Genomic DNA, 23,802 nt, shown 5'->3' on the forward strand with positions numbered 1-23,802 from the left:
CCGCTGGGCTGCTCCGCGCTCCCTCCGGCGGTCAGGCCGGGCAGTCGCGAGGGTCGACGCTCGTGCGCGCCCCCGCGACGGCGATGCGGGCAGGGCTGTCCGGCAACGCGGCGGCCGTGCACACGATCTGCCGCACGGCCAGGGGGGACAGGTCACCGCCCGGCGCGGACGGGGTCAGCACCATGCGGTCGCGCGCCTTGACGGTCACCAGGAACGGATCGGCTTCCGGCGGCACCTCGGTGCTGAGCCCGAGCGCCCGTTCCTTCTCGATGGGCCCGGCTGCCAGCAGCGCGAGCCTCTCGGTCCGGAACAGCGGGCGCGCGCTCGGCCGCGTCACGGCGCTGAGCCGCCCGTCCTTCACCAGGTAGAGAATGATCGTCGTGGTCAGCGCGACGGCTCCCTTCGGCGGCTCGCCGACGGCGATGACGTCGCTGGGACGCACGCCGCAGCCCGCGACCAGCGCCAGGAGACCCGCGGCGAGCGCGCGGCGGGGGAGTGCGGCCCTCATCCGGCTGCTCCGTCCTGCTCGGGGGCCCTGCGTGGCAGGCGCAGCGTGAACAGGGCGCCGCCGTCGGGGGCGTTGGCGACGGTGAGGTCGCCCCGGTGCAGGCGCGCGTTCTCCAGCGCGATGGCCAGGCCCAGGCCGCTGCCCTCGGACCTGGCCCGCGCCGCGCTGGCCTTGTAGAACCGGTCGAACGCGTGCGGCAGCACCGCCTCCTCCAGCCCCGGACCGTGGTCGCGGACCTCGACAGTGATCCACTGCGGGTCGGCGGACAACCGCACCGACACCGGCGGCTCGCCGTGCCGCAGGGCGTTGCCGACCAGGTTGGCCAGGATGACGTCCACGCGGCGCGGGTCCAGCCTCGCCGTCACCGAGGAGGGAAGCTCGGTGCGCACCGCGTCCGACCAGCCCCGGACGCGCAGGGTCGCGGGCACCAGCTCGGCCACGTCCACCTCGTTCAGCGACAGGGCCGCGACGCCGGAGTCGAACCTGCTGATCTCGATGAGGTCGTTCACCAGCGCGGTCAGGTTGAGCGTCTCCTGGCTGACCAGCTTGGCCGCCCGGCCGGCGGGCTCGGGCAGCTCGGCCGCCTCGTCGTCGAGGACCTCGGCGACGGCGGCGAGCGCGGCCAGGGGGGTGCGCAGCTCGTGCGAGACGTCGGCCACGAACCGGCGGGCGTCGGCCTCCATCGCACGCAGCTGCATGACGTGCCGTTCCAGCTCCGCGGCGGTGTCGTTGAAGGTACGCGCCACGTCGGCCAGCTCGTCGGAGCCGCGGACCGCGACCCTGGTCCGCAGCTCGCCCTCGCCCAGCAGGCGGGCCGCCCGGCCGAGCTCGCGCACCGGTCGCAGCACGCTGCGCGTGGCCAGCAACGCCACGACCACCGCGAACGCCATGGCCGCCCCGCCGATGAGCCAGGCGCGGGTGGCGAGCACGTCGATGCTGCGCTGCTCGGGAAGCAGGCTGCGCGTGGTGTAGACCTCGATGCCGGACACCCGCCACCGGTCCCCCTCGGTGATCAGCAACGGCGCGCCGATGATCAGGAAGGGCCTGCCTTCCCGCACCACCCGTTGCCACGCCATCTCGCCTTCGGCCACCTTCCGCCGCAGGCTCACGGAAAGGGCCTGGGGCCTCAGGTCCTCGGCCTCCAGGGCCGGCGCGTTCCCGTCGCGTCCCCCGCTTCCCGGCGGCGGGTTCCGCATCAGGTCCGGCGCCGGGTCGGACGGCGGGCCGGCCTGCGCGTACAGCCCGCGGTAGACGGCGAGCGCGTAGCTGTCCCGCTCGGCCATGGTGGCGGCGATCCTGCCGAGCTCGGTCCGGTCCGGAGCCGGGGTGCGCAACGGGAAGAGCGTCTCCAGGCGCGCTCTCGTCGCCTGCAGCGCGGCGTCCTGGGCCCGCTGCAGGATGTCGGTGCGGGCCTGGACATAGAGCCCGCCGGTCACCGCTGCCGTGGTGACCACGCACAGCAGCGCGAACGCGAACAGCAGCCGGGCACGCAGCCCCGGGCTCGGCACAGGCGTCACCGCCGGTTCACACCGGCCCGAACCGGTAACCGAACCCCCGCACCGTCTGCACGTAGACGGGGGACGCCGAGTCGTCCTCGATCTTCGCGCGCAGCCGCTGCACGCACGCGTCCACCAGCCGCGAGTCGCCGAAGTACCCGTGCTCCCACACCGAGTCCAGCAGTTGCTGGCGGCTGTGCACCCGGCCCGGCGTGCCGGAGAGCTCCAGCAGCAGGCGCAGCTCGGCCGGGGTGAGCCCGATCGGGGCGCCGCGCTTGGTGACCACCAGCCCGGCCCGATCGATGGTCAGCTCACCGTGCCGCTCCAGTTCCGCCTGGTCGCGGCCGATCCGCCGGAGCACGGCGCGAATACGCGCTTCGAGCACCCTGGGCTGCACCGGTTTGACCACGTAGTCGTCGGCGCCCGCCTCCAGCCCCGCCACCACGTCGATGTCGTCGCCGCGCGCGGTCAGCATGATGATCGGCACCTCGCCGATGGCCCGGATGCGGCGGCAGACCTCGAACCCGTTCATGCCGGGCAACATCAGATCGAGCACGACGACGTCGGGACGGTCGGCGCGCAGCCGCTCCAGCCCCTCCTCGCCGGACTCCACGGCGCCCACCCGATGCCCGTGCCGGGTCAGGGCCAGCTCAAGGCCCTCCCGCACGGCCGGGTCGTCCTCGATCAACAACACTCGCGACACACCGCCGAGTACCACAGCACGCTCCGTAACCCCGCTCGCCGGTCAACTGCGTCCACTGTCGGCCGGTGATGTCCCCGTCTTGTCAGCGCCATGTCATCGTTGTGTCACGGTGATGCCGGCGTGGTGGCCGTCGACAAACGGTGACATTCGGCAGACGACCCACTCACATTCGGCGCCAATCGTAGTTCGTCATGAACGAACCACGCACCATCCCAGCTCGGCCCCGAGATCGGCTGTTCGCCGTGGTGACGCTGGTGCTCGCCGTGCTCCTGCTGCCCGCGGCGCTCGTCCGCCGCCCCGGCCGGGCCCGCGAGCTGGCCTGCCAGTGGGCGTTACGGATGCGCTTCCCCGCCGAGGACCTGGCCGGGCTCACCGACGGCGCCCTGGCGGCGTTCACCGCGGCGCGCACCGAGGCGCTCTGGCGTCAAGGCCAGCTCCTCGGCCTCACCTCGGGATACCGTGATCCGCTCGTGCAGCTCCGGATGTTCGAGGAGGAGGTGCGCCGCACCGGCTCACCGGCGCTGGCGCGCATGCTCGTGCTGCCGCCGACGGAGTCCAGCCACGTCAAGGGCATCGCCCTGGACGTGCGTCCGCACGAAGGCGCGCGCTGGCTGGAGGAGCACGGCGCCCGCTACGACCTCTACCGCATGTTCGACAACGAGTGGTGGCACTTCGAGCACCACCCGGAGTACGGCGGCACGCCCCCGCGCCGACGGCCTCACCCCGGGGTCGGTCACGCGGAGGAGAACCGGCGCCGGAGCTGACCCGCGCGCGCTCGCGGACCTCGGCCAGGCCCGCGCCCGGGAGACCGGGCCGCTGGTCTCACCGGCAAGCCGCTGGTCTCACCAGCAGGTCAGGTCAGGTCGGGGTTGGGGGTGGAGCCACAGGGGCCCTGGTTGCCGCCGCCGTCGGCGACCGTGCCCGGCGGTGTTGTTGCCGTTGAACACGTTCCTGCGCACGATGATGTGCCGCAGCATGGAACTGGAGGACAGGCCGATGTCGTTGCCGGTGAACTCGTTGTCCTCGATGGTGTTCGCGTCCTGCGGCAGGAAGGTCTCCGCGGCGCCGAGGCCCGCTGTGGCCAAGTTCTTGAAGACGTTGGCCTGCACGAGGTTGCGGCGGCTGTCGTTCGACAGGCCCATGGGGAAGGCGTCGAAGACGTTGCGGGTGAAGGTGCCCTGGTCGGTCGCGCTGACCGTGAGGCTTCCACCGGTGAGCGTGCTGTTGCGGATCGCCGAGCCGGTGCCGCGCACCGTGACGGTCTGCTTGGTCACCGTGCACCGGTCGATCGTGATCAGCCCGTCGACCAGCCGCAGACCGGACAGCAGGCAGGCGTCTTGACGCGTGCCGGGCTGCTGCGCCAGTGGCCGGATGAGGCCACGAGGGTGGTGACGATTACGGCAGTCCACTCGGAGGCTGATGGGACCGGAGTTGCAGGGCTGAAGCGATCTCCCCCGTGCGACCAGGCCGAGGCTTGGGTGCTTTCGACCCGGACCTCGCGATTTGCGTCGAGGAGACAAGTCCGTGCGGGGCGCTGCTGGTCGTGGCTGAGCGGAAGGCCAAGACGTAACGGACAGCCGCAACTGAAAACGTGAGCTCCACTCTGTGTTTCGGTCCAACCTGACAGATGGTGATCATTGCGAGCGCAGTTGCGCTCTCTTAACGTCAGCGACGTGGGCCCTTCCGGGCCGGCCAGGAGGCGCAAGACGGTGACGACGTAACCCCCGCGTAGCGAAGGGATGGCATCGCATGTCACAGCCAGACGAGAGCGTAATGATCAAGAGCCTCGGCTCGTCATACTGGCGCTGGCGTCAATACCAGGAAAAGACATACTGGTGTTGGAACGCGACAACGGTCAGCATCGCGAACTTCTACGCCAACGCGCAGGCATGGACCCAGTGCGGATTCGCCACCGCGGTCCTCAACAGGAAGGACTCCCGGCTCGCCAACCAGCAGCCGTTCCAGTGCTGCCCGGATGGCGGCGCGTTACGCGGGGACTGCAACCAGGGCTGGTGGCCCGATGCCGGGCCGCTGCAGCAAGCCGGGGTGTACATCCCGGCCCCCGAAGATTCCAAGAATTACACCGACTGGGTGGAGGCACCCGGGTGGGTGCAGGTCAGAAGGTTCCCGACGTTGACGAAGAACGAGGTCAAGGCGGAGATAGACGCCGGACGCCCGATCATGATGAACATCGGCTGGGGTGGCGGCCTCTCCGGCCACATCGTCAACATCTGGGGCTACAGCTACCGCCCGGAGACCGGTGAACTGGTGCACGTCTGGGTGCATGACCCGTGGGAGGGTACGCACGGGACATACGCGGGCCAGGAGAACGATCCCATCATGTGGGTCGCGTGGGAGACGCTCTTCGGCGGCTATCCGGGCGGCCCGAACGGCACCTGGAACAGGACCTTCAAGACTCGGCGAAACTAGCCTCAGGGAGCATGCGATGCCGTTGAACATGCCTGAACCGCCGGGACGGATCCGGGAGGAAACACGCTCCCATCTCGGCCTGATCGCCAGAGCCGGCGGAGAGGGCCCGAAACTGCTGGGCGAGATCTCCCCGGATGACGTGGAGGTGTCCACCCCCCACCGGGTGTTCGCCCTGCTCGTCAAAGACATCGAGGCCGGCGGCGGCCTGGAGAGGGCGCAGCCGGTGGGCTGGCGATTCCTGCTGGAGTCCGGCGGCAAGGTGCTCGCCGGCGCCGAAGTCGCCGAAACGCCGGACCGCACCTTCCCGCCGACGTTCTACAGAAGCTCATCCGTCGGAGCCACCGCGACCGCGGTCAAAGCCGCACGAGCCCTGCCGCAGCTCGAAATGGCCGGGTTCGATCTCCGGCTCCTGCAAATCCCCGAGCTCTACCAGACCGCCCTGTGGTTGCACTCACCCAATACCGACCTGCTCATACCGCTGGCGCCCTCCCCGATCGGGCGCGAAGGCCAGGTCACACCACCCCCGGTGTTCTTCCGGGAACTCGCCGTCCGTGCCCAGGAGTACAGAGCCCACCAGCCCCGCTACCGGGAGCCGACCTGACGCCATCCGCTCGCCCTCGCCGGAGGTGATCGCAAGGAACCGCCGGTCGGCGTGAGCTGCTCGGGAAGCGGGGGCTACGTCATCGCCCCCGCTTCCAAGGCCGTGGCGCCCGCCACCGTGCGGTCGGGGCTCGGCCCGGCCAGCCGAACCGGGCCCTTGGCCTGAGGATCTCGGCGCTGCAGCATCTGGCACAGGCCTGCCGTACCGCGCCGGAGCGGCAGGCCGAATCCCGTCACCAGCACCTGTCCAGCCCCGGCCGTTACGTACGGCTGGGCGAGGAGACGTCCGCCCGCATCACCGCCGAAAACGACCCCGCAGCCCGCCAACGCGAGCGCTCAGGGCAGGCCGCTACGCCACGCGGGGTGTTTCTGGCGTCCTCCGGCCGAACCCGCTGTGCAGCAGGTGGTACATCGGCGTGGTCGGCGTGGTCACGTCCCGGCCCGGTAGATCAGCCCCACGTACTCAAGGTCGTCCATCTGCCGGTTGCAGATGAAATGTGAGGGCGTCCACGCCCACGACGCTCACCTCCGTCGCCACCCCGGCCCCCTCCTCGGCCGCTCCGATCGCCTACAACAGCGACTTCAACAGCGACTTCAACAGCGACTTCAACAGCGACGGCTACCACGACCTGGCCGTCGGCATGCCCTGCTACCCGGCCGCCTCAGGCACCAGCAACACGGGCCAGATCACCCTCCTGTACGGCGGCCCGGACGGCTTCACCGGACGCTCCCACCTGCGGCCCGAGCCCGGCTGCATGCTCTACTCGATCAACACCCCCTGTTCCGGATGGGGCGCGAGCATGGCCGCGGCCGACACCGACGGCAACGGCAACGGCAAGACCGACCTGATCTCCAGCGGCTACCGATCGCGCCAGATCCACTCCTGGACCAGCGGCAACGACACCACCCGCCAGATCGAGACCGGCGTCAGCGACATGGAGTCGCTGGTCTTCGGCCTGGCCGACCAGGCCGACCTGCGTCCCGACATCGTGGGGGTGTAGCGGGCGGGCTACGGGCAGGCGCTGGGCGGCTGGTACAACGGCGGCGCCTTCGATCGGTTTCACCGCTCGCGGCCTGAGCTGGCTGACCTCGTTCTCGCCGAGCCATTACAGCCGCTCCCCGAGCCTGGCCACCGGCGACTTCAATGGCGACGGCACGGCCGACATCGCCATCGGCCTGCCCACCGCCAAGGTGTCCGGCGCGGACCGGGCGGGCGCGGTCGCCCTCATCCCCAGCTCACCCACCGGGCCGGTCGTTTCGGGCACGCAGATCATCACCCAGGACGGCGTCGCACCCCCTGGCGCCGAGCCCACCGCCGACCCGGTCAGCGAGCAGTCGGTCGCCGGCGACGCCTTCGGCGCGTCGGTCTCGATCATCGACGTCACCGGGGACGGCAAGGGCGAGCTCGTGGCGGCCGCGCCGGGCAAGAACACCGGCCACGGCATGCTGGCTGTCCTGCCCGGCACCGCCACCGGCGTCCCCGCCGGCGGCCAGGTCGTCCACGCCGCCTCGGTCGGGCTCACCGAGGCCGGCCAGTTCGGTTACACCCTGCTGCACTGACCCAGCCGACACGGCCGCCTGCGGCCCGGTCAACGCGGCCGCGAGACCGCAGGCGGCCAAATGCGCCGGATCCAGGCCGAGCTGCTCGGCGACGAACGCCAACGCCTCCGGCGGAACGGCCAGCGGATCGCCGGTCAGGAACACCCTCAGCATGCGCACCGTGCCCCACTGCACGGCCCAGCCGAGCTTCGTGGCCGGACGCCGTTTCGAGGCCAGCGCATCCAAGGCACTGCGATCCAGCCGGAAGAATTGCTCCAGCTCCGCGGTGTCGGCTTGCGTGCAGGATTCACCGGGGGTCGCCGTGGGCGCCGATCAGTTGGCCATGTCGGTGAACATGCCGGGCTGGTAGGAACCCCCGGGCTTGCGCACGATCACGTTGAGCCGGTTGTTGGCGTTGATCATGGCGACCAGCGAGACCAGCGCGACGGTCTGCTCGTCGTCGTGGTGCTTGCGCACCTCGGTCCAGGTCTCATCCGACACGCCGTGGTGGCCGTCGGCGATCCGGGTGGCCTCCTCGGCGAGCGCCAATGCGGCCCGCTCGGCGTCGGTGAACACCGTCGACTCGCGCCAGGCGGCGACCAGGTGGAGGCGGGTCGCGCTCTCGCCCGCCACCACGGCGTCCTTGGTGTGGTAGTCGACGCAGAAGCAGCAGCCGTTGATCTGGCTGGCGCGTAGCATCACCAGATCCTGAGTCGCCTTGGGCAGTGGCGACTTCTCGATCAGTACGGCGACGTTGTAGATCCGCTTGGCGATCTTGGCGCCTAGCTCGTTGGTCAACAGGTCGAAGCGCTCCATGGCAAAGTCCTTACTCGCGGGCCGCGCCCGGAGGTCCTGGTGACCGACACGGTTCCTACAGCGACGTCGTCTTCGGCCTGGTCCACCTGCTGGGCATGCAGTACCGGCCCGCGCTGGCCGACATCCCCGACCAGAAGGGCTGGCGCATCCAGGACGCCGACTACGGCAGCCTGTCCCGCTTCGCCCGCGGGAAGATCGACCTGGACAAGATCAGACGGCACTGGGGCGACATCCTGCGGGTCGTCGTGTCGATCTACACCGGCGAGATCCGCGCCCACGACCTGATGCGCATGATCCAGCGCGACGGCAACCCCACCCCGCTCGGCGAGGCGATCGCCCACTACGGGCGGATCTTCAAGACGCTGCACATCCTCACCTACGCCGTCGAGGAGCCCTACCGGCGCGACATCAAGGGTGTGCGCAACCTGCAGGAATCCCGGCACGCCCTGGCCGGGAAGATCTTCCACGGCAAGAAGGGCGAGCTGTATCAGCGCTACCACAAGGGCATGGAAGACCAACTCGGCGCGCTCGGCCTGGTGCTCAACTGCGTCACGCTGTGGAACACCTTCTACATCGACCGGGCCCTGGACCAGCTGAAAGCCGACGGCTACCCTCTGGCCGAGGAGAACGTCGCACGCTTGTCGCCGTTCGTGCGCCAGCACCTGAACGTGATCGGCACCTACTCCTTCGCCCGGCCCGACCTCGGCCCCGCCGGCGTCCGCGCCCTCCGCAACCCCGACGAGCCGGACTGGGAAGACGACGGCATCGTGTAAGAGCCCAGCGCCGCCGAGAGGCTGGGCGCGGACGTGACTGCGACCGCGCCCAGCAGCCGGCAGGCACGCGCGCAGAAGATCTCCTGGGATGCAGCGCACCGTTTGTGCGGTATCCCCGCAGGACGGATTTCCGTAGGCTGGTCCCACCTATTGATCATCGTGGTTTCATGCAGGGCAGGAGCACTCCCATCACCGATCTGCCAGCCTTAGCGCAGGTGCTGCGCCGCCACCGCCACGCGGCACGCCTGACCTTGGAGCACCTCTCCGAGGCATCGGGCATCAGCGTCCGATCCCTGTCGGACCTGGAACGGGGCCGCAGCAAAGGCCCCCAGCAGCGCACGATCACCGCCATCGCCGACGCCCTGGGCTTGGAGAACGGCGCCCGCAAAGAGCTCATCGACCTGGCGCGGGAAGCCCGCCTGGGCGATCACTGGGCGCGGCCCTCGGGCGTGTGCGAACTGCCCCGCTCGGTCGAAGACTTCACCGGCCGCACCGCCGAAGTCGCCTGGGTTAGCGAGCTGGCCGGTCGCGACGCCGAACCCGGCGCCGCCGGGGTGGGGCTGATCACCGGCGCCGCCGGGCTGGGCAAGACCACCCTGGTCATCCGTGCCGCTCACCTGCTGCGCCCCGGTTTCCCCGACGGGGTGCTCTTCCTCGACCTGTTCGGCATGTCGGCTCAGCCGCTGGCCGCCGTCGACGCCCTGGCGATGCTGCTGCGCGCGCTCGGCGTCGCCGAGCAGCGGATGCCGGCCGACCTCGACGGCCGCTCCTCCCTGTTGCGCTCGCTGCTGGCCGAGCGGCGGGTGCTGCTGGTCTTGGACAACGCGGCCAGCGAGGAGCAGGTGCGTCCGCTGCTGCCCGGCGGCGGGCCCGCCCGGGCGCTGGTGACCAGCCGCCGGCTGCTGGCCGGGCTGGAAGGCGGCCGCAGGCTGAGCCTGCGCCCGCTGCCTCTGCCGGAGGCCACCGAGTTGCTGGCCGCGATCGTGAGCGAGCGCGCCGCCGACGACGGCCCGGCGGCGCTCACCCAGCTCGCCGAACTGTGCGGCGGGTTGCCGCTGGCGGTGCGGATCGTGGGCAACCGCCTGGTCAGCAGGCCCGGCTGGGACGCCGCCGGGCTCGCAGCCCGCCTCACCAGCGAGGAACGGCGGCTGGCCCAGCTCAAAGCAGGCGATCTCCAGATCGCCAATGCGTTCGGCATGTCATATGAGCAGGTTCCCGCCCAGGGCCGTCGCGTCTTCCGGCGGCTGTTCCTCATCCCGGGACGTGACTTCGACGCCGCCCTGGCCGCGGTCGTCGGCGGCCTGGAGATCGAGGACGCCTGGGACGCCCTCGACGAACTCGTCGACCTCGGCCTGCTGCACGACAGCGCCACCGGCCGCTACCGCTTCCACGACCTGGTGCGGCTGTTCGCCCGCGAGCGGCTGCACGCCGAAGACAGCCAAGCCGACCAGCAGAAGGTCACCGACACGATGATCGGCTGGCTGCTGCGGATGGCGACCAGCGCGGGCCGCTGGTTCGAGCCCGCCCACGGCCCGCCCGAGCAGCCGGAACCCGGCCTGGCCAGCCTGGAGGAGGCCGAGCACTGGCTGCGGGTGAACGTGGACAACTGGCTGGGCGCGATGCGGCTGGCCGCCGAGCGCGGCCGGCACGCCGGCGTCTTGGACTGCGCCGAGTCGATGCACTGGTTCTCCGACCGGTGGATGCACGGCCCGCACTGGCAGGAGGTCTTCACCCTCGGCGAGCGAGCCGCCCAGGCACTCGGCGACACCGTCCAGCAGGCCACCCAGCTCAACTACCTGGCCTGGGTCCAGATGATCCCCCCGGTCATCGACCCCGAAGCCGCCCTCGGCTACGCGAGCCGAGCCCAGGAGGTGGCCAGCGGCGCCGACTCCGCCGCCGGTGCCACCATGCAGATCGCCTGGGCCCACCAGTACACCGCCACCGCCCTGCGCAAGCTCAAGCGGCTGGCCGAGGCGGCCGAGGCGGCCCAGCGCGCGGCCCGGATGTTCAAGGCCGCGGGCGACGTCGACGCCTACTGCCAGGTGCTGCTGATGTACGGCGACTGCCTCTTCGACGACCAGCGACCGGCCGAAGCCTTGGAGCAGTACCGGCTGGCGTGCGACCTGCTCGACAGCGAGCACATGACCGCCAGCGTCGCGGCCGGGACCCGCCCGCATGCGCTCGGGCGCGTCGGCCACACCCAGCGGCTGCTCGGCCACCATGAGGAGGCGATCACCACGCTGACCATGGCGGCAGCCCTCCACGAACAGGTACAGGCCTCCAGCTCGCTGGCCTATGTTCTGCAGTTCCTCGCGGCATCCCTGGCCGACACCGGCCGCCAGGAGGAAAGCCGCCGCACCTACACGCGCGCGGCCGAGGTGTGGCAGACGGTCGGCGACACCGAAGCCGCAGACTGCTGCCGCGTCCAGGCCGCAGGCTGACAGGGGCTCGCTGAAAGGGGTTCGGGCCCCGGCGGCAGTTCTGCCTGCTGTTCCGCATGGTCTCCACCGGGGCCGCAGGACTTGGATGAAAGCCGTAAGGCTCCATTCATCCAGGTCAGGAGTACCTCATGACCATCAAGAACATCGTGCTCGTGCACGGCGGGTTCGTGGACGGGTCCGGCTGGCAGGGCGTCTACGACGAACTGGCCAAGGACGGTTTCACCGTCCGCATCGTGCAGAACCCGACGCTGTCGCTGGCCGGGGACGTCGCCGCGACCCGGCAGGTCCTCGACGGCCTCGACGGCCCTGCCGTCCTGGTCGGCCACTCCTACGGCGGCGTCGTCATCAGCGAAGCCGGCACCCACCCCAACGTCGCCGCGCTCGCCTACATCGCCGCCTTCGCCCCGGACAAGGGCGAGTCGGTCAACACGCTCATCGCCGACCCGCCGCCCGGCGCGCCGGTCCCGCCGATCCTGCCGCCGGTCGACGGCTTCCTGCTCCTGGACCGGGAGAAGTTCCACCACTCCTTCGCCGCCGACCTGCCCGCCCACACGGCGGCGTTCATGGCCGACGCGCAGGTGCCCTGGGGCGTCGACGCGCTCGGTGGCGCGGTCACCGAACCGGCCTGGCGTGCCAAGCCGAGCTGGTATCTGGTGGCCACCGAGGACCGCATGATCCCGGTGCCCGCACAGCGGGCCATGGCCGCGCGAGCGGGAGCCACCGTGGTCGACGCGATCGGCAGCCACGCCGTCTACGTCTCCCAGCCGGCCGCCGTCGCCGGTCTCATCCGCCAGGCCGCGGCCTGACCTTCACGGAGCCCCTCATGACGAACCCCCCTACCGGGCCGCGCCGGGTCCTGCTCACCGCGGCCGCCGGACTTCTGGCCGCGGCTCTCCTGGCTGCCCCCACTGCCTCCGCCTCGGCCACCAGCAGCAGCACAAACAGCGGTAAGCCGACCATCGTGCTCGTGCACGGCGGCTTCGCAGACGCCTCCAACTGGAACGAGGTGATCACCAGGCTGCAGCGTGACGGCTACACCGCGATCGCACCCGCCAACCCGCTGCGTGGCCTGCCCGTCGACGCGCCGTACATCGCCAGCGTCCTGAAATCCATCGACGGGCCGATCGTGCTGGTCGGCCACTCCTACGGCGGCGCCGTCATCACCAACGCCGCCGCCGACAACCCCAACGTCAAGGCGCTCGTCTACATCGCCGCCTTCGTCCCCGACGAGGGCGAGCAACTCGGCGCCCTGATCAGCAAGTACCCCGGCACCCAGATCCCGGCCGCCGTCAAGGAAGTGCCCTATCCCGACGGCGTCGACCTGTATCTGAAGCCGGACAAGTTCCGCTCCGCGTTCGCCGCCGACCTGCCCGCCTCCGTGACCCGGATCATGCAGGCCACCCAGCGGCCCTTCGCCGCTTCTTCCTTCACCGACAAGACGACCGCCGCGGCCTGGCGCACCATCCCCTCTTGGGGCATGGTCGCCACCGAGGACAAGGCGATCCCGCCGGATCTGGAGCGCTGGTTCTACAAGCGCGCCAAGGCCCACGTCGTCGAGGCCAGGGGCGCCTCCCACGTCCCCATGATCAGCCAGCCGGGGCTGACCACCCGCCTCATCGAGACTGCGGCCAAGGCCACCGACTAACCGATCAACGACCATTTGACAGTGCCCCGGTCCCGCGTCGGTGAGACCGGGGCACTTGCTCGCCCACAGCTCCAATCCGGCCGTACGCGGTCCGTGGAGGAAGCGACCGACGCCCCCGGATCTTCAGAAAACGAGCGTTTCTTGAAGAGATCACGGCCGGGAACCTCGACCAGGGCAGACGGTCTTCAACAACTCGCTTCAACAACCCCGTGTCTTCAACAATCATCAGCACCGTTTGTTGAGAGAATCCGATGGTGACGACCACCTCGCTGGAACTTCCCGGGGGCCTGCCCGTCGACGCCGACCTGTTGAGCGCCTTCCCCGCCGTCCGCTCGGAGATCCTCATCGGCTACGCCCGCGTCTCCACCCGCGGCCAGAGCCTGGACCGGCAGATCGACGCGCTCACTGCCGCCGGCTGCCGCAAGATCTTCGCCGACAAGAAGTCCGGCAAGAACGCCCTGCGGCCGGAGCTGAAGGCTTGCCACGCCTTCCTGTCAGCCGGCGACACCCTCGTCGTGCCCGAGCTGGCCCGCTACGGTCGGTCCCTGGCCGACCTCATCACCATGGTCGGCGACCTACGCCGCCGCGAGATCGGCTTCACCAGCCTGCACGAGCGGCTCGACACCACCACCCCCGGCGGCCGCCTGGTCTTCCACGTCTTCGCAGCCCTGGCCGAGTTCATCCGCGAGCTCATCGTGGCCGGCACTCATGAGGGTCTGGCCGCCGCCAAGGCCCGCGGCCGCACCGGGGGCCGCCCGACGGTGGTCAACGCCGAGCTGCTGAAGGCGGCCCGCGACCTGCTGCCCGACCCGGAGCGGTCGGTGACCTCGATCGCCAAACTGCTCGGCGTCAGCGTCGGCACGCTGTACAACCACATCCCCGACCTGCAAGAGCTCCGCGCAGGACAGCAGCCGACTCTCGGACAGTCCGGAGGCTGAGAATCTTCAGCCCGGCGCAGCGCTGGCTTCCTCATCGTCTGAAGCTGCGACGTGCGGAAACAGATCCGCTGGACACATCGGAACGAAAAGTCACGGTAAGCCGTTCGAATTCGCTCCGCTAACGGGACTTTTCGTTCCGATGCTCGTCATACCCCGACCCCGTCCAGATCCTGGCTGACCAGTTCTGCGGCGAGGACGCTCCGCGCGACGTGCGAGATCGCCTGACCGACAACCCCGCTGTGCTGCACGAGCTGCTGTCGCAGGCCGGGTGCAGGCTCCTCATCGTTGACCAGTTCGAGGAGCTGTTCACCTCCTGGGCCGGCGCGGACGACCGCCGGGTTTTCATCCAGGCGTTGCACGCGGCATGCACTCCCGCGCAAGGGTCACCCACGGCGGTGGTGATCGGGATGCGCGCCGACTTCTTCGGCCATTGTGCCGCCTATCCCGAGCTGGCACCGGCCCTGGCCCGCCCGCTGGTGGTCGGACCGATGACCGCGGCACAACTGCGTCAGGCCATCGAGAAGCCCGCCGGCCTCGCACAGCTCACGCTGGAGGCCGGGCTGGCGGAGCGCATTCTGGAGGACCTGGGAGCGACCTTTGCCCAGGACCACGTCCTCGCCACGGTCTCCAGCGACCCTGGCGCTGTCTTGCCCTTGTTGTCGCATACCCTGCTCGCGACCTGGAAGCACCGCGAGGGTCAGAAGCTGACGTTGGCCGGCTATCAGGCGACCGGCGGGGTCAGCCAGTCACTGGCCCGCACCGCCGATGCCGCTCTCGGCAGGGTGGGCCTGGCCGACCGCGACCTCTCGCTGGAGCCACTGCTGCGCCCCTCGTGTCACTGGACCTGTCGGTGATCGACGGGGTCATCGCCGGCGCCTGGGCGTGGTCCAGTCCATGGGCCGCGTGGGCTGCGCGCTGGACAACGCCGCCGCCGAGGCCTTAACAGCACCCTCAAGGTCGAGTACGTGCACCGCCACCGGTTCCGAACCCGGGCCGAAGCACGCTTGAAGATCGCCACCTGGATCGACGACTTCTACAACACCACCCGGCGGCACAGCACCAACGACGGGCTGCCGCCCATCACATTCGAACGTCACATGATCGAGAAGAGACAAGCCCCATCGGCCCTGCTGAGGACCGCTGTGGCATAGAACCGTCTCCACGCTTTCAGGGGATGGACACAGGATCTCTACGGCAGGTGGTTCGACGCCAAAGAGATCGAGACCACCTCCCAATCGTCGGCCGGGCCGATCAGTGCCAGCGTTCGCCGGTGTGGGGGGTGAGGAACCGGCGGACAGCCATTGGCGCTGAGAACGATCAAGAGGAACTGAAGGCCGAAACATCCTCACTTGCCGTGCTCCACCGCCCCTGATGCCGCGCCCTGCTCGTCTGCCGCCCCTCCGGCTGGTTCACCCACGGCTGCCAGGCCCACCACGCGCGTGGATCTTAGAGCAGATCGTCGCGGCATAATGAGGCAGAGTGACTTCCCCCCCAAATAAGCGTCCGAGGACATACGGACTTCCGGCGGCTCTGGACAGGTCTGGCCATCAGCCAGCTCGGATCGGCCGTCGGCATGGTGGCACTGCCCGTTATCGCCGTCACCGTTGTCGGGGCCTCGACATTCCAGGTCGCGCTGCTATCGGCGCTGACCGCGATCACCACCGCGCTGCTGGCCTTCCCCCTCGGCAGCCACGTCGAGTTCAAGCGCAAACGTGCGATCCTGATCACGGCTGACGTCATCAGGTTCACCTGCCTGGCGAGTGTTCCGATCGCGGCGCTCCTGGGCGTGTTGACCTTCGCGCACCTGGGTGTGATCGCCGTGGTCAACGCCGCGTGCCAGATCGCGTTCGCCGCCGCCGCGCAGGCCCACCTCAAGGCGCTGGTCTCAGCGCAACAACTGATCGAAGCCAACAGCCGCCTGGAGTCGACGCGCTGGCTCGGCATCTCGGCCGGTCCGTCGCTGGGCGGCGCTCTCATCGGCCTTCTCACCGCAGTTGGCTCCCTAGTCATCGACGCCCTGTCTTTCCTGGTCAGCGCGTTAGCGGTCAGGACCCTGCGCACTCCGGAGCCAGCCCAGCCCGTCCGCGACGAGCACTCGTCGCGGCGTGCGGAGCTGTTCGCCGGATGGCGCTTCGCCTGGGAGCATCCGACACTCCGGCCGATCCTGATCAGCTGGGTGACCTTCGCCGGCGCCAGCTCGATGGCGGCCTCGGTGAGCGCCGTGTTCTACCTGCGCGACCTGCACTTCGACGCCTGGCAGTACGGGCTGCTGATGGGAGTGCCGTCGCTGGGCGGGTTCTTCGGCGCCAGACTCGCACCGAAACTCGTGGCGCGGCTGGGAGCCGTGCGCGCGCTGTGGTGGGCCAGCCTGCTGCGCGGCCCCTGGTACTTCCTCATCCCAGCGGCGTTCCCCGGCACGCTCGGACTGCTGATGTGCGGCTTTGGGTTCGGCATGGTCCTGCTGTTCGCCGGCGCGGCGAACTCCACCATGGCCGGTTATCGGCAGTTGCAGACCCCGGACCATCTCATGGCTCGCGTGGCCACATTGTGGTCGTTCGCCACGACGGTCACCCAGCCCCTGTTCATCCTTCTCGGCGGCCTCATGGCGACCTGGACCGACACGCGCACGTCGCTCTTCACCGCTGCGGGCGTGATGTGCGCCGCCGCCATACTGCTGCCTCGCAGGTGAACTCGGGAAAGCGTCTCAGCCGGGGCAAGGGACCACTCGCTGGGTAGTACGGCTGCCCACGCCACCGAACTCATCAACGCAGGCGTATCCATCGAGGGTCCGCCGCCACCTCGGCCACGCCTCCACCGAAACCACCCAGCTGTACGCGCTGCTCGACGGCAAGGTCGCCGACGCCGAGATCCGCGCCGCACGCCGACGCCGGGACCAGGCAACGAGCTGGGAAGCTTCGCAACCAAGAACATCTTCAGCTCTCTGCACTCAAGATCCTTCTCAGCGCCAACGGCTGTCCGCCGGTTCCTCAACCCCGAGCTTGCCCGCCTGAGAAGGCGGCATCGGGAAGAGATCTCGGAGCTACGAGCGGCCCTCGAGCAAGCCCATGGCGAGAACCTTGAACTGCGGCGTGAACTCGCCCGCCGCGGTGGCAGCCGCTACTAGGGTGCTGCTTGTGCTCTATGCCCTCTACACCCTCTATGCCCGTCACCTGCGCTCCCGGCTGCTGAAGGGCCCACTCCCCGCCCACGTCGCCCTGGTGATGGACGGCAACAGGCGATGGGCCAAGGAGATGGGTCTGGACAACCCGAGCCAAGGACACCGCCACGGCGTCGAGCACATCGAGACCGTCATCGGCTGGTGCGCCGACCTCGACATCAGACACGTCACCATCTACGTCGCGTCCGTCGACAACGTTCGCAAGCGCGAGTCGGCGCAGGTCGCCTTCTACATGGGACTGATCGAGGAGATCATCGCGGTACGGCTGGTCGACTCGGCCCCCCGCTGGCGGCTCCACGTGGCGGGACGGCTCGACGAACTGCCCGACCCCACGGCCCACGCGCTCAAGCTCGCCGTCGACCGTACCCGCGACAGGGAAGGCTTTCATCTGACGCTCGCCATCGGGTACGACGGGCGGCAGGAGGTGGTCGACGCGCTCAGGTCCGTGCTGACCGACAAGGCGGACGCGGGCGTGCCAATCGACGAGCTCGCCCGAACGATCACCGCGGACGACATCGCCGCCCGCCTCTACACGGCCGGGCGGCCCGACCCGGACCTCATCATCAGGACAAGCGGGGAGCAGCGGCTTTCGGGGTTCCTGATCTGGCAGTCGGCCACCGCCCGGCTCCACTTCTGCGACGTGTACTGGCCCGGGTTCCGCCACATCGACTTCCTGCGCGCCCTCCGCTCCTACGCCGCCCGCCGCCCCTCATCCCACGAGACCTCGAACCCCCCACCCCGTAACCACAGCCCCGTGACCCCGTGACCCGCGTGACGCCCGCCGTCCCATGGCCCGGCACGCCGAAACCCTGCGGACTGCGGCCGCCGACGCCGACCTCGCCCGCGAACGCGCCGAGCACGACAGCCGCCAGGCTCATGCTCGGGCCGAGACCGCCGAAGGCCGCGCCGAGACCGCCAGGCAGGAGGCGACCGACGCCCCGCCTGGCCCTGGCCGCCGCCCAGGGAGAAGCCGCTGCCGCCGCGCGACTGCAGGCCCGCGCCGAGGAGGAGTTGCGCCAGGCGGGCACCGATCGCGATCTCCAGCGCGAGCGCGCCGTGACGGCCGAACAGCAGGCCCACGCCGCCCAAGCTGAACGTGAACGCGACGCCCAACAGGTGCGGGAACTACGTGACCGGCTGGCCGCCGTCCAGACCGCCGCCGGGCTGGTGCTGCCCGACCTGGCCGACCTCAGTGGTGACCTCGGCGATGGCGTACGCGCAGTGGTCCTGTCCGAGGCCGGCGTCGCCGTCGCCCGGCAGCCGGACGGCGCCGTGGTGCTGCACCACCAGGACCGACAGATCCGACTGGGCGACGGCGAGCACGCCCCGGCCTACGGCCGTCGGGAACTGCCGGGCAGGCGGAGGTTCCTCAGGAGCGTCCGGCCCTGCGGGGTTGCGCAAGGACGCGGTGGTGTTGCTGGCCAGCTCCGACGAGCCAGGCGACGTGGCCCGCACCATGATCGGCATCGGCGACCTCGCCTACCCCCGCGTCGGCCAGCTCGTCGTCCGGCGCCGAGCGAAGTGGCCCTGCTTGAACACTGGACAGTCGCGGACGCCGACCTGCGCGGCACTACCGGCGACTGATAAGCAGCGCGCAGTGGCTCGGCATGGGCACGTGCTGGACGGCGGTGATCCCCGACGACGGGCGAGCGTTTACCCTTCGCACGAGCTCAAGCGGGCGGCGTGACCGGGGACCGCAGGCCGAGCCACTGCTCGGCGTCCCAGGCATGGAACCGCTCTACCTCGATGAACCCCAGCTTTGCCGCGAGGCGCATCGAGCCGACGTTGGCGCTCTGGGTGGTGAGCACCACCGGCTCGCCGGGAAGGACGCCGTCGAACCAGCCGAGCGCCGCCGCGCACGCCTCGGCGGCGTACCCGAATCCCCACGCCCGCGGCAGGAACAGGTAACCGAGATCGGCCTTCCCCACAGCAGCCGGGCGACGGTGCCCGGCTGCTTTCCTGAGCAGGATCTGGCCGATCATCGCCCCGTCAAGCTCGACGACGAAACTCCCGGGCCATCGATCGGGCACCTCGGGTGTTTCACGCTCAAGCTCGTCACACGGACGGGGACCGCCGAGGTAGGTGTGCACCTGGGGCGAGGCGAGCAGCTCGATGAACGCCGCACGGTCCCGCGCCTCGGGCACACGGAGCACGAGCCGCTCCGTCCTGATCGGGGCAGGTGGCCAGGCGACGGGTCCGAGATCAGTCATGGCGGGCAACCTATCGCACGCCCGCCGGGCAGGAGCCTCAGACGACCAGCAGAGCGGCAGCAGCTTCTGGCCCGCCGACGCCGTGGATGACGCCCACCGAGTCCGGATGACATCTCACGGATACGCCACCAACCGGCCGCTCATGCCGCGATCCGGGCGTTGCCGATGACCGGCAAGGCCGCCTGAGTGCCGGCAGGGCCGGGCGCCAACCGTTCGCCGACTTCGCGGACCTGTAGCCCATGCCCCGGCGCGTTCATCTAACGGTCGATATCTTGAGCCGTTTTCCGAACATGCGCCGGATGCCTCGCCGGAGGAGGGTCGCCGGGTGTCGTGTCCGGTTCGGGTGTTCACTGTCGTCGCGCATGAAGCAGCATGAAGCCGATCCGTTTCAGCTCTCAACAGAAATGCCATTAAGTGACGCCTAATTTCGGACTCCGGGCCTCCGTGCCGCCCGTATTGACAATTTTCTCGAAACGCCATTTTGTGGTAATCGGATGAGGGTCGGCGAGGAGAATGCGCGACGGAGTTGGTTCGCATCCCGCGAAACCAGGGCTGAGTCGTGCCGATGGCGGCCGGGGGAATCTGCATGCCGACCGGCGAGCTGACGTGACCTGCACCAAGAACACCTAGGGGGCCTTTCATGGAGGCGGCGAGAACCATCGCGGCGACGAGTCGCAACCGCGGCAATCTCGACCTGTTCACCGTCGGCGCGGACGGCATCGTCTACACGACCTGGTGGTACCAGGGAGACGAATGGGCGGCGGTCACCGGGAACTGGCGGCCGATAGGCGGCTTCTTTCCCCCGGCGCGCCGGTCACCGCGATCAGCAAGTCACCCACCAGCATCGATTTATTCGTGGTCGGCAACGACGGCCGGGTCTACACCTCCTGGTGGTACGAGGGCTTGGGGTGGTCGGGGATCCGCGACAACTGGCGCTCGATCGGCGGGTTCTTCCCCAAGGGCGCGCCGGTGACGGCGATCGCCAAGTCACCCAACAGCATCGACCTGTTCATCACCGGCAACGACGGCCGCGTCTACACCTCCTGGTGGTATGAGGGCTCCGACTGGTCGGGGATCCGCGACAACTGGCGTTCGATCGGCGGCTTCTTCCCGGCGGGGATCCCTGTGACCGCTATGACGCGCGACGCCGGAAACCTTGACCTGTTCATCGCCGGTAACGACCATCGCGTCTACACCGAGTCGTGGCAGAACGGCTCGGAGTGGTCGGGCATCCGCGACAACTGGCGCCCGCTGGCTCCGGACGAGATGACCTTCTCCGGCACCGTGGTCACCCCGGCCGGGACCGCGCTCGGCGGTAACGTGCGCATCACGGTACGCCGGGACGGTACCTGGACCGCGGCGTTCCACATGCACGACAGCGGTGCCGTCGGCTACGACTTCCAGGTCACGGCGACGCTGGTCACCCCCGACGGGCTCACCCTGATCGCCCGGCACGGCGGCCATGTCGGGGGCACCTTCTCCAGCGGTTCCCGCGACGACGACTTCCAGGAGAACGGCCACAACCCGCTAATTCAGGCCCAGTGGACCTCGGTCGCCCGGGCCAAGCTGTGGGTGACCAAGGACTACTCCACGACCGGAGTGGTCGGGGTGATCCAGGACGTGGCCAAGGGCGTTCTCGACGTAGCCGCCGGTGCCGTCGGCGGAGCGGTCGGCATCGTGATCGCGCTCGGCGCCGAGGCCGGCCAGTTCCTGGGGAACCTGGGCCTGGGCGCCACCTTCGGCGTCATCGCCGGGGTGGTGGTCTTCGCGTTCGGCGGATCAGTGGTGCTGGCCATCGCGGCCGGCGTGGCCGTCGGAGCCATGACCAACGCGCTGATCAAGCAGCGCCCGCTGTGGGCCGAAGAGGCCAAGTTCGCCAACGGCGAGGTCTTCGGCGGCACGCTGCCCGCCGATCGGATCACCCTCACCCACCTTGCCGGGCTGGGCGGCCGGCCCTTCACCATGCCCGGCGTCGACGGCCGGATCTACGTCAACATCGGCGGGGACGCCTTCGACGCAGGCCCGCTGAAGTACAAGAACAAGGCATATCCGGTCGAGGGCGGGTTGCTCATTCACGAACTCGTGCACGCCTGGCAGATCTCCCACTCCGCCTTCCTGCCCGGCACCGTGTGTCAGGGGATCGTCGTTCAGGCGAACAACCAGGTCGGCGAGAGCGTCTACCAATACCCCGCACCCGGCGGCGCATGGTCGTCCTTCGGGATCGAGCAGCAGGCCGCCATCGTGGACCAGTGGTTCGCTGGCACGCCCACCGCCGCCGTGCCCCGGCGCACCCCCAAGAGCCCCGGTGACCCATACTTCGCCTACATCCGCGACAACATCCGCAAGGGTGTTGCCTGACTCCCCATGCCGCCACCGGGCCGGGGTTGTCTACCGGCAGCGCGGTCAGGCCGTGCATCAGCATTCCGTCCCGCCAGGCGACTGGAAAGGAGGTTAACTAATTCTGCACGGTGCTGTCCCTCCCCAGGAGGACACACCCGGGTCCCACAAGGGCTCGCGTCGCCCTGAGCGCTCAGCTGGTGGCCCATCACCGAATGTCGGACCAGTAATTGACCACCGGCGGTGAACCCTGAATGGGATCGAATCAGAGTCGCCGCGCTGCGCTACTACACGCTGAACGGCACCGAGCACCGCAGTCATGACGAGCAGAACGCGGCGATCGGTGCCTACGTCCGCTGGCGCTCGCCGCGAACCCCATGCTCGACGGTCTGGTCCCGGAGCGCGTCGCGCTGCACAACGGCTCGGAGTCACCGTTGTTTTCCCAGCACGAGATGGCGTTGCGTGCGGCGGGGTTCGGGAGGCCGGCAGGGTGTGGCAGCGGGAGGACAATCGTCTGCTCTGCGCCGTGCCCTCTTGATCCATTATTTGCCCTGGTAGGTCGGCTGCTACGATGCCGCCCGGCATAAATCGCCCTATCTGGGCGGGCAGAACCGTCGATTTCTCATGCGCGATCTTTCTGCACGAATTGCCGGATCCCCGTCTTGGAGTTTTTCATGCGCCGTGCAGTCGCGCCCGCCGTTCTCATGCTCGCCACCCTGACCGCATGTGGCGGCGGCGAAAAGCCCGTGCCGGCGGCCTCCGCCACCCCCAGTGCTGCGGCCGCCCTGACCGAGGTCGCGGCCGTGGTGCGTGTCCTCGACACCCAGCTCACCAAGCACAAGAGTCTCAAGATGGCCGTGTCGGTGACTGGGGACGAGGCGGCCGTCAAGTCCGACGTGCTCATTCACCTGGAGGGCACAGCGACCCGGGTGGACATGACCTCCGAGGACCTCCTGTCTCCGGGAAAGAAGACGCACGTCATCCAGACTGAGGAGGCCACGTACGTGGCGGCCACGGACGAGTACGCCGACTGGGCGAAGGGCAAGCCGTGGCTGAAGTTCGGCGAGGAGCAGAAGGGGATGGTCGGGCTGCTCGCGCCCGGGGGCGCTGACAGCGCCGTCGAGGACCTCGCGCGGGCCCGTGACGTGAACCTGTACGCCACCGGCAAGCTCACCTCCGCGCCGGATCCGCTCGGCACCCACTACACCGTCACCTACGACCTCGGGCAGGCGCTGAAGCAGACCGGGTCCAAGGCGTACGTGGCGGCCAACTTCGACCAGTCGCTGGCCGCCGTCAAGGCCAAGCTCGGCAAGGAGGGGCTGCAGAAGGTGATGAAGGGCGTCACCGGCCTGGGCGAGCAGTACCAGACCCGGCTTGGGACCGCACTGGAGCAGGTGGCGCAGGGGGTCACCTGCTCCTATGACGTCTGGGTGGGCGCCGACGGGCTGCCGGCCAAGCTGGTCATGAACGTGCCGCTGGAGGGGGCGGCGGTGAAGACGGAGATGGTGTTCTCGGACTGGGGCACGGCGAAGGTCACCGTACCGGCCGACGATCAGGCCGCGGAGATGCCTGGCCTTTCGTAAATTCGTGGCTTTTGTCTGAGCTCTCGATGGGTCGTCGAAAGCGGCAGATCCGATCATCAAGGAGATCACCTGCCCGTTCCAGTGCGCGGCGCTCGTGGTCGCCCGCTGGTGCGGCGCCCGCCGCGACGAGATCCGGCACCTGTCGATCGACTGCCTTGCTGATCTGGTCCCGGCCGGTGCCCCAGGATCTGTGGCTGGAGCTGGCGGCCGAGGCTCTGCTGGGCTTGGCCGTGGCCGGGCGGACGAGCCGCCGTCCGGCCACGGCCTGGATCAGTGCGTCTGCACGTAGGCGCCGAAGGCCGGCGCCACGTCCCACACCCGCGAGAAGACGATCACCCGGCCGCCGTCCAGCCCGCCGCAGGCGACCGGCTTGCTGACGGCTGACGCGATGCCCTGCGCCGCGACGTCGTCGTACCAGTTGGTGTAGGAGTAGACCGGGCCACCGCTGTCACCGTGCGCCACCGCGCAGCCGCCGACGACGCTCTTGGCGCGGACCATGTGCTTGACGTACTGCCCGTTCGTGTGTGCCGCTCCACCCGGTCTCGGTCACCTTCCTGATCACAAGGACTTCGGGAGAGAAACTTATGCTAACTTTATGGAGCTTT

Annotated in this window: 23 protein-coding genes and 2 pseudogenes; 16 read left to right on the forward strand and 9 right to left on the reverse strand. The window is 69.5% G+C overall.

The genetic code is table 11. The annotated features are described in order from the left end of the window. Positions 1-31 precede the first annotated feature (31 nt). The 3 genes from ACIBQ6_RS48340 to ACIBQ6_RS48350 are packed head-to-tail and all read right to left on the reverse strand — an operon-like array spanning position 32 to position 2,707. The gene (locus ACIBQ6_RS48340) at positions 32-508 is read right to left on the reverse strand and encodes a hypothetical protein (protein WP_358302173.1); all 477 of its coding nucleotides are present in this window, start codon (positions 506-508) and stop codon (positions 32-34) included. Then, positions 505-2,025, reverse strand: a complete 1,521-nt coding sequence (locus ACIBQ6_RS48345) for an ATP-binding protein (RefSeq protein WP_397219300.1) — start codon at positions 2,023-2,025, stop codon at positions 505-507. Before ACIBQ6_RS48345 ends, ACIBQ6_RS48340 begins: the two co-directional genes overlap by 4 nt. Before the next feature lie 7 nt (positions 2,026-2,032). Continuing rightward, positions 2,033-2,707: a response regulator transcription factor gene (locus ACIBQ6_RS48350; protein ID WP_358302179.1), complete on the reverse strand. Its 675-nt coding sequence runs from the start codon at positions 2,705-2,707 to the stop codon at positions 2,033-2,035. A gap of 191 nt (positions 2,708-2,898) precedes the next feature. Here ACIBQ6_RS48350 and vanY-N point away from each other — a divergent pair, with 191 nt between their 5' ends. Further along, positions 2,899-3,471 carry a D,D-peptidase/D,D-carboxypeptidase VanY-N gene (vanY-N, locus tag ACIBQ6_RS48355; protein ID WP_397219301.1) on the forward strand — a complete coding sequence of 191 codons (573 nt, stop codon included), beginning with the start codon at positions 2,899-2,901 and terminating at the stop codon, positions 3,469-3,471. A gap of 78 nt (positions 3,472-3,549) precedes the next feature. Here the strand turns inward: vanY-N and ACIBQ6_RS48360 are convergent, their stop codons facing one another. After that, positions 3,550-4,116: a right-handed parallel beta-helix repeat-containing protein gene (locus tag ACIBQ6_RS48360; protein WP_397219302.1), complete on the reverse strand. Its 567-nt coding sequence runs from the start codon at positions 4,114-4,116 to the stop codon at positions 3,550-3,552. Between the two features lie 364 nt (positions 4,117-4,480). Between ACIBQ6_RS48360 and ACIBQ6_RS48365 the strand changes: the two genes are divergently transcribed. The 4 genes from ACIBQ6_RS48365 (at position 4,481) to ACIBQ6_RS48380 (ending at position 7,297) form a co-directional block, all read left to right on the forward strand. Beyond that, a complete protein-coding gene (locus ACIBQ6_RS48365) occupies positions 4,481-5,137 on the forward strand; it encodes a C39 family peptidase (RefSeq protein ID WP_358302188.1) in 657 nt (218 codons plus the stop codon). 16 nt (positions 5,138-5,153) lie between these two features. Further along, positions 5,154-5,738: a hypothetical protein gene (locus tag ACIBQ6_RS48370; protein WP_397219303.1), complete on the forward strand. Its 585-nt coding sequence runs from the start codon at positions 5,154-5,156 to the stop codon at positions 5,736-5,738. 496 nt (positions 5,739-6,234) lie between these two features. Beyond that, positions 6,235-6,738, forward strand: a complete 504-nt coding sequence (locus ACIBQ6_RS48375; RefSeq protein ID WP_397219304.1) for a hypothetical protein — start codon at positions 6,235-6,237, stop codon at positions 6,736-6,738. Positions 6,739-6,862: 124 nt separating this feature from the next. Then, the gene (locus ACIBQ6_RS48380) at positions 6,863-7,297 is read left to right on the forward strand and encodes an integrin alpha (RefSeq protein ID WP_397219358.1); all 435 of its coding nucleotides are present in this window, start codon (positions 6,863-6,865) and stop codon (positions 7,295-7,297) included. Positions 7,298-7,357: 60 nt separating this feature from the next. Here ACIBQ6_RS48380 and ACIBQ6_RS48385 read toward each other — a convergent pair. Together ACIBQ6_RS48385 and ACIBQ6_RS48390 are read right to left on the reverse strand one after the other, a co-directional pair. Next, a pseudogene (locus tag ACIBQ6_RS48385) lies at positions 7,358-7,555 on the reverse strand (DUF4158 domain-containing protein); the annotation flags it as partial. Positions 7,556-7,609: 54 nt separating this feature from the next. Beyond that, positions 7,610-8,092, reverse strand: a complete 483-nt coding sequence (locus ACIBQ6_RS48390; RefSeq protein ID WP_397219305.1) for a carboxymuconolactone decarboxylase family protein — start codon at positions 8,090-8,092, stop codon at positions 7,610-7,612. Positions 8,093-8,187: 95 nt separating this feature from the next. Here ACIBQ6_RS48390 and ACIBQ6_RS48395 point away from each other — a divergent pair, with 95 nt between their 5' ends. From ACIBQ6_RS48395 to uppS, 9 genes and pseudogenes are all read left to right on the forward strand, one after another. Next, positions 8,188-8,865 carry a Tn3 family transposase gene (locus ACIBQ6_RS48395; RefSeq protein WP_397219306.1) on the forward strand — a complete coding sequence of 226 codons (678 nt, stop codon included), beginning with the start codon at positions 8,188-8,190 and terminating at the stop codon, positions 8,863-8,865. Positions 8,866-9,080: 215 nt separating this feature from the next. Continuing rightward, entirely contained in the window at positions 9,081-11,306 is a 2,226-nt protein-coding gene (locus ACIBQ6_RS48400) for a helix-turn-helix domain-containing protein (protein WP_397219307.1), read from the forward strand. A 128-nt stretch (positions 11,307-11,434) separates the two neighbouring features. Next, positions 11,435-12,112: an alpha/beta fold hydrolase gene (locus tag ACIBQ6_RS48405; RefSeq protein WP_397219308.1), complete on the forward strand. Its 678-nt coding sequence runs from the start codon at positions 11,435-11,437 to the stop codon at positions 12,110-12,112. 17 nt (positions 12,113-12,129) lie between these two features. Beyond that, positions 12,130-12,951, forward strand: coding sequence for an alpha/beta fold hydrolase (locus ACIBQ6_RS48410; RefSeq protein WP_397219309.1), 822 nt, complete (start codon positions 12,130-12,132; stop codon positions 12,949-12,951). Positions 12,952-13,202: 251 nt separating this feature from the next. Next, positions 13,203-13,889, forward strand: coding sequence for a recombinase family protein (locus ACIBQ6_RS48415; RefSeq protein ID WP_397219310.1), 687 nt, complete (start codon positions 13,203-13,205; stop codon positions 13,887-13,889). A gap of 164 nt (positions 13,890-14,053) precedes the next feature. Next, positions 14,054-14,743, forward strand: a pseudogene (locus ACIBQ6_RS48420) (hypothetical protein); the annotation flags it as partial. Between the two features lie 54 nt (positions 14,744-14,797). Continuing rightward, positions 14,798-15,040 carry an integrase core domain-containing protein gene (locus ACIBQ6_RS48425; RefSeq protein WP_397219359.1) on the forward strand — a complete coding sequence of 81 codons (243 nt, stop codon included), beginning with the start codon at positions 14,798-14,800 and terminating at the stop codon, positions 15,038-15,040. Between the two features lie 344 nt (positions 15,041-15,384). Further along, a complete protein-coding gene (locus ACIBQ6_RS48430; protein WP_397219360.1) occupies positions 15,385-16,578 on the forward strand; it encodes an MFS transporter in 1,194 nt (397 codons plus the stop codon). Positions 16,579-17,023: 445 nt separating this feature from the next. Continuing rightward, a complete protein-coding gene (uppS, locus tag ACIBQ6_RS48435; protein WP_397219311.1) occupies positions 17,024-17,833 on the forward strand; it encodes a polyprenyl diphosphate synthase in 810 nt (269 codons plus the stop codon). A gap of 359 nt (positions 17,834-18,192) precedes the next feature. On the opposite strand, the gene ACIBQ6_RS48440 is transcribed toward uppS, so the two are convergent. Beyond that, positions 18,193-18,534, reverse strand: coding sequence for a hypothetical protein (locus ACIBQ6_RS48440; RefSeq protein ID WP_397219312.1), 342 nt, complete (start codon positions 18,532-18,534; stop codon positions 18,193-18,195). A gap of 203 nt (positions 18,535-18,737) precedes the next feature. Then, positions 18,738-19,277, reverse strand: a complete 540-nt coding sequence (locus tag ACIBQ6_RS48445; protein WP_397219313.1) for a GNAT family N-acetyltransferase — start codon at positions 19,275-19,277, stop codon at positions 18,738-18,740. Between the two features lie 753 nt (positions 19,278-20,030). On the opposite strand from ACIBQ6_RS48445, the gene ACIBQ6_RS48450 reads away from it, so the two are divergent. After that, on the forward strand, positions 20,031-21,635 hold the full coding sequence (locus tag ACIBQ6_RS48450) for a hypothetical protein (protein ID WP_397219314.1): 1,605 nt from the start codon (positions 20,031-20,033) through the stop codon (positions 21,633-21,635). Positions 21,636-22,288: 653 nt separating this feature from the next. Continuing rightward, positions 22,289-23,197 (forward strand): hypothetical protein, encoded by a 909-nt coding sequence (locus tag ACIBQ6_RS48455; RefSeq protein ID WP_397219315.1) that lies wholly within the window; start codon positions 22,289-22,291, stop codon positions 23,195-23,197. A gap of 270 nt (positions 23,198-23,467) precedes the next feature. Here ACIBQ6_RS48455 and ACIBQ6_RS48460 read toward each other — a convergent pair whose 3' ends face one another. Beyond that, complete coding sequence (locus ACIBQ6_RS48460) at positions 23,468-23,695, reverse strand: hypothetical protein (RefSeq protein ID WP_397219316.1); 228 nt, start codon at positions 23,693-23,695, stop codon at positions 23,468-23,470. Positions 23,696-23,802 lie beyond the last annotated feature (107 nt).

The organism is Nonomuraea sp. NPDC049655, from assembly GCF_044465465.1.
Taxonomy (GTDB): Bacteria; Actinomycetota; Actinomycetes; order Streptosporangiales; family Streptosporangiaceae; genus Nonomuraea.

Excerpts from the sequence above, each read along its gene's own strand:
- ACIBQ6_RS48340 (WP_358302173.1), bottom strand. The coding sequence starts at position 508 with ATGAGGGCCGCACTCCCCCGCCGCGCGCTCGCCGCGGGTCTCCTGGCG.
- vanY-N (WP_397219301.1), top strand. The coding sequence starts at position 2,899 with ATGAACGAACCACGCACCATCCCAGCTCGGCCCCGAGATCGGCTGTTC.
- ACIBQ6_RS48365 (WP_358302188.1), top strand. The coding sequence starts at position 4,481 with ATGATCAAGAGCCTCGGCTCGTCATACTGGCGCTGGCGTCAATACCAG.
- ACIBQ6_RS48370 (WP_397219303.1), top strand. The coding sequence starts at position 5,154 with ATGCCGTTGAACATGCCTGAACCGCCGGGACGGATCCGGGAGGAAACA.
- ACIBQ6_RS48390 (WP_397219305.1), bottom strand. The coding sequence starts at position 8,092 with ATGGAGCGCTTCGACCTGTTGACCAACGAGCTAGGCGCCAAGATCGCC.
- ACIBQ6_RS48395 (WP_397219306.1), top strand. The coding sequence starts at position 8,188 with ATGCAGTACCGGCCCGCGCTGGCCGACATCCCCGACCAGAAGGGCTGG.
- ACIBQ6_RS48405 (WP_397219308.1), top strand. The coding sequence starts at position 11,435 with ATGACCATCAAGAACATCGTGCTCGTGCACGGCGGGTTCGTGGACGGG.
- ACIBQ6_RS48410 (WP_397219309.1), top strand. The coding sequence starts at position 12,130 with ATGACGAACCCCCCTACCGGGCCGCGCCGGGTCCTGCTCACCGCGGCC.
- ACIBQ6_RS48415 (WP_397219310.1), top strand. The coding sequence starts at position 13,203 with ATGGTGACGACCACCTCGCTGGAACTTCCCGGGGGCCTGCCCGTCGAC.
- ACIBQ6_RS48440 (WP_397219312.1), bottom strand. The coding sequence starts at position 18,534 with ATGCCGATCATGGTGCGGGCCACGTCGCCTGGCTCGTCGGAGCTGGCC.
- ACIBQ6_RS48445 (WP_397219313.1), bottom strand. The coding sequence starts at position 19,277 with ATGACTGATCTCGGACCCGTCGCCTGGCCACCTGCCCCGATCAGGACG.
- ACIBQ6_RS48450 (WP_397219314.1), top strand. The coding sequence starts at position 20,031 with ATGGGCGGCGGTCACCGGGAACTGGCGGCCGATAGGCGGCTTCTTTCC.
- ACIBQ6_RS48455 (WP_397219315.1), top strand. The coding sequence starts at position 22,289 with ATGCGCCGTGCAGTCGCGCCCGCCGTTCTCATGCTCGCCACCCTGACC.
- ACIBQ6_RS48460 (WP_397219316.1), bottom strand. The coding sequence starts at position 23,695 with ATGGTCCGCGCCAAGAGCGTCGTCGGCGGCTGCGCGGTGGCGCACGGT.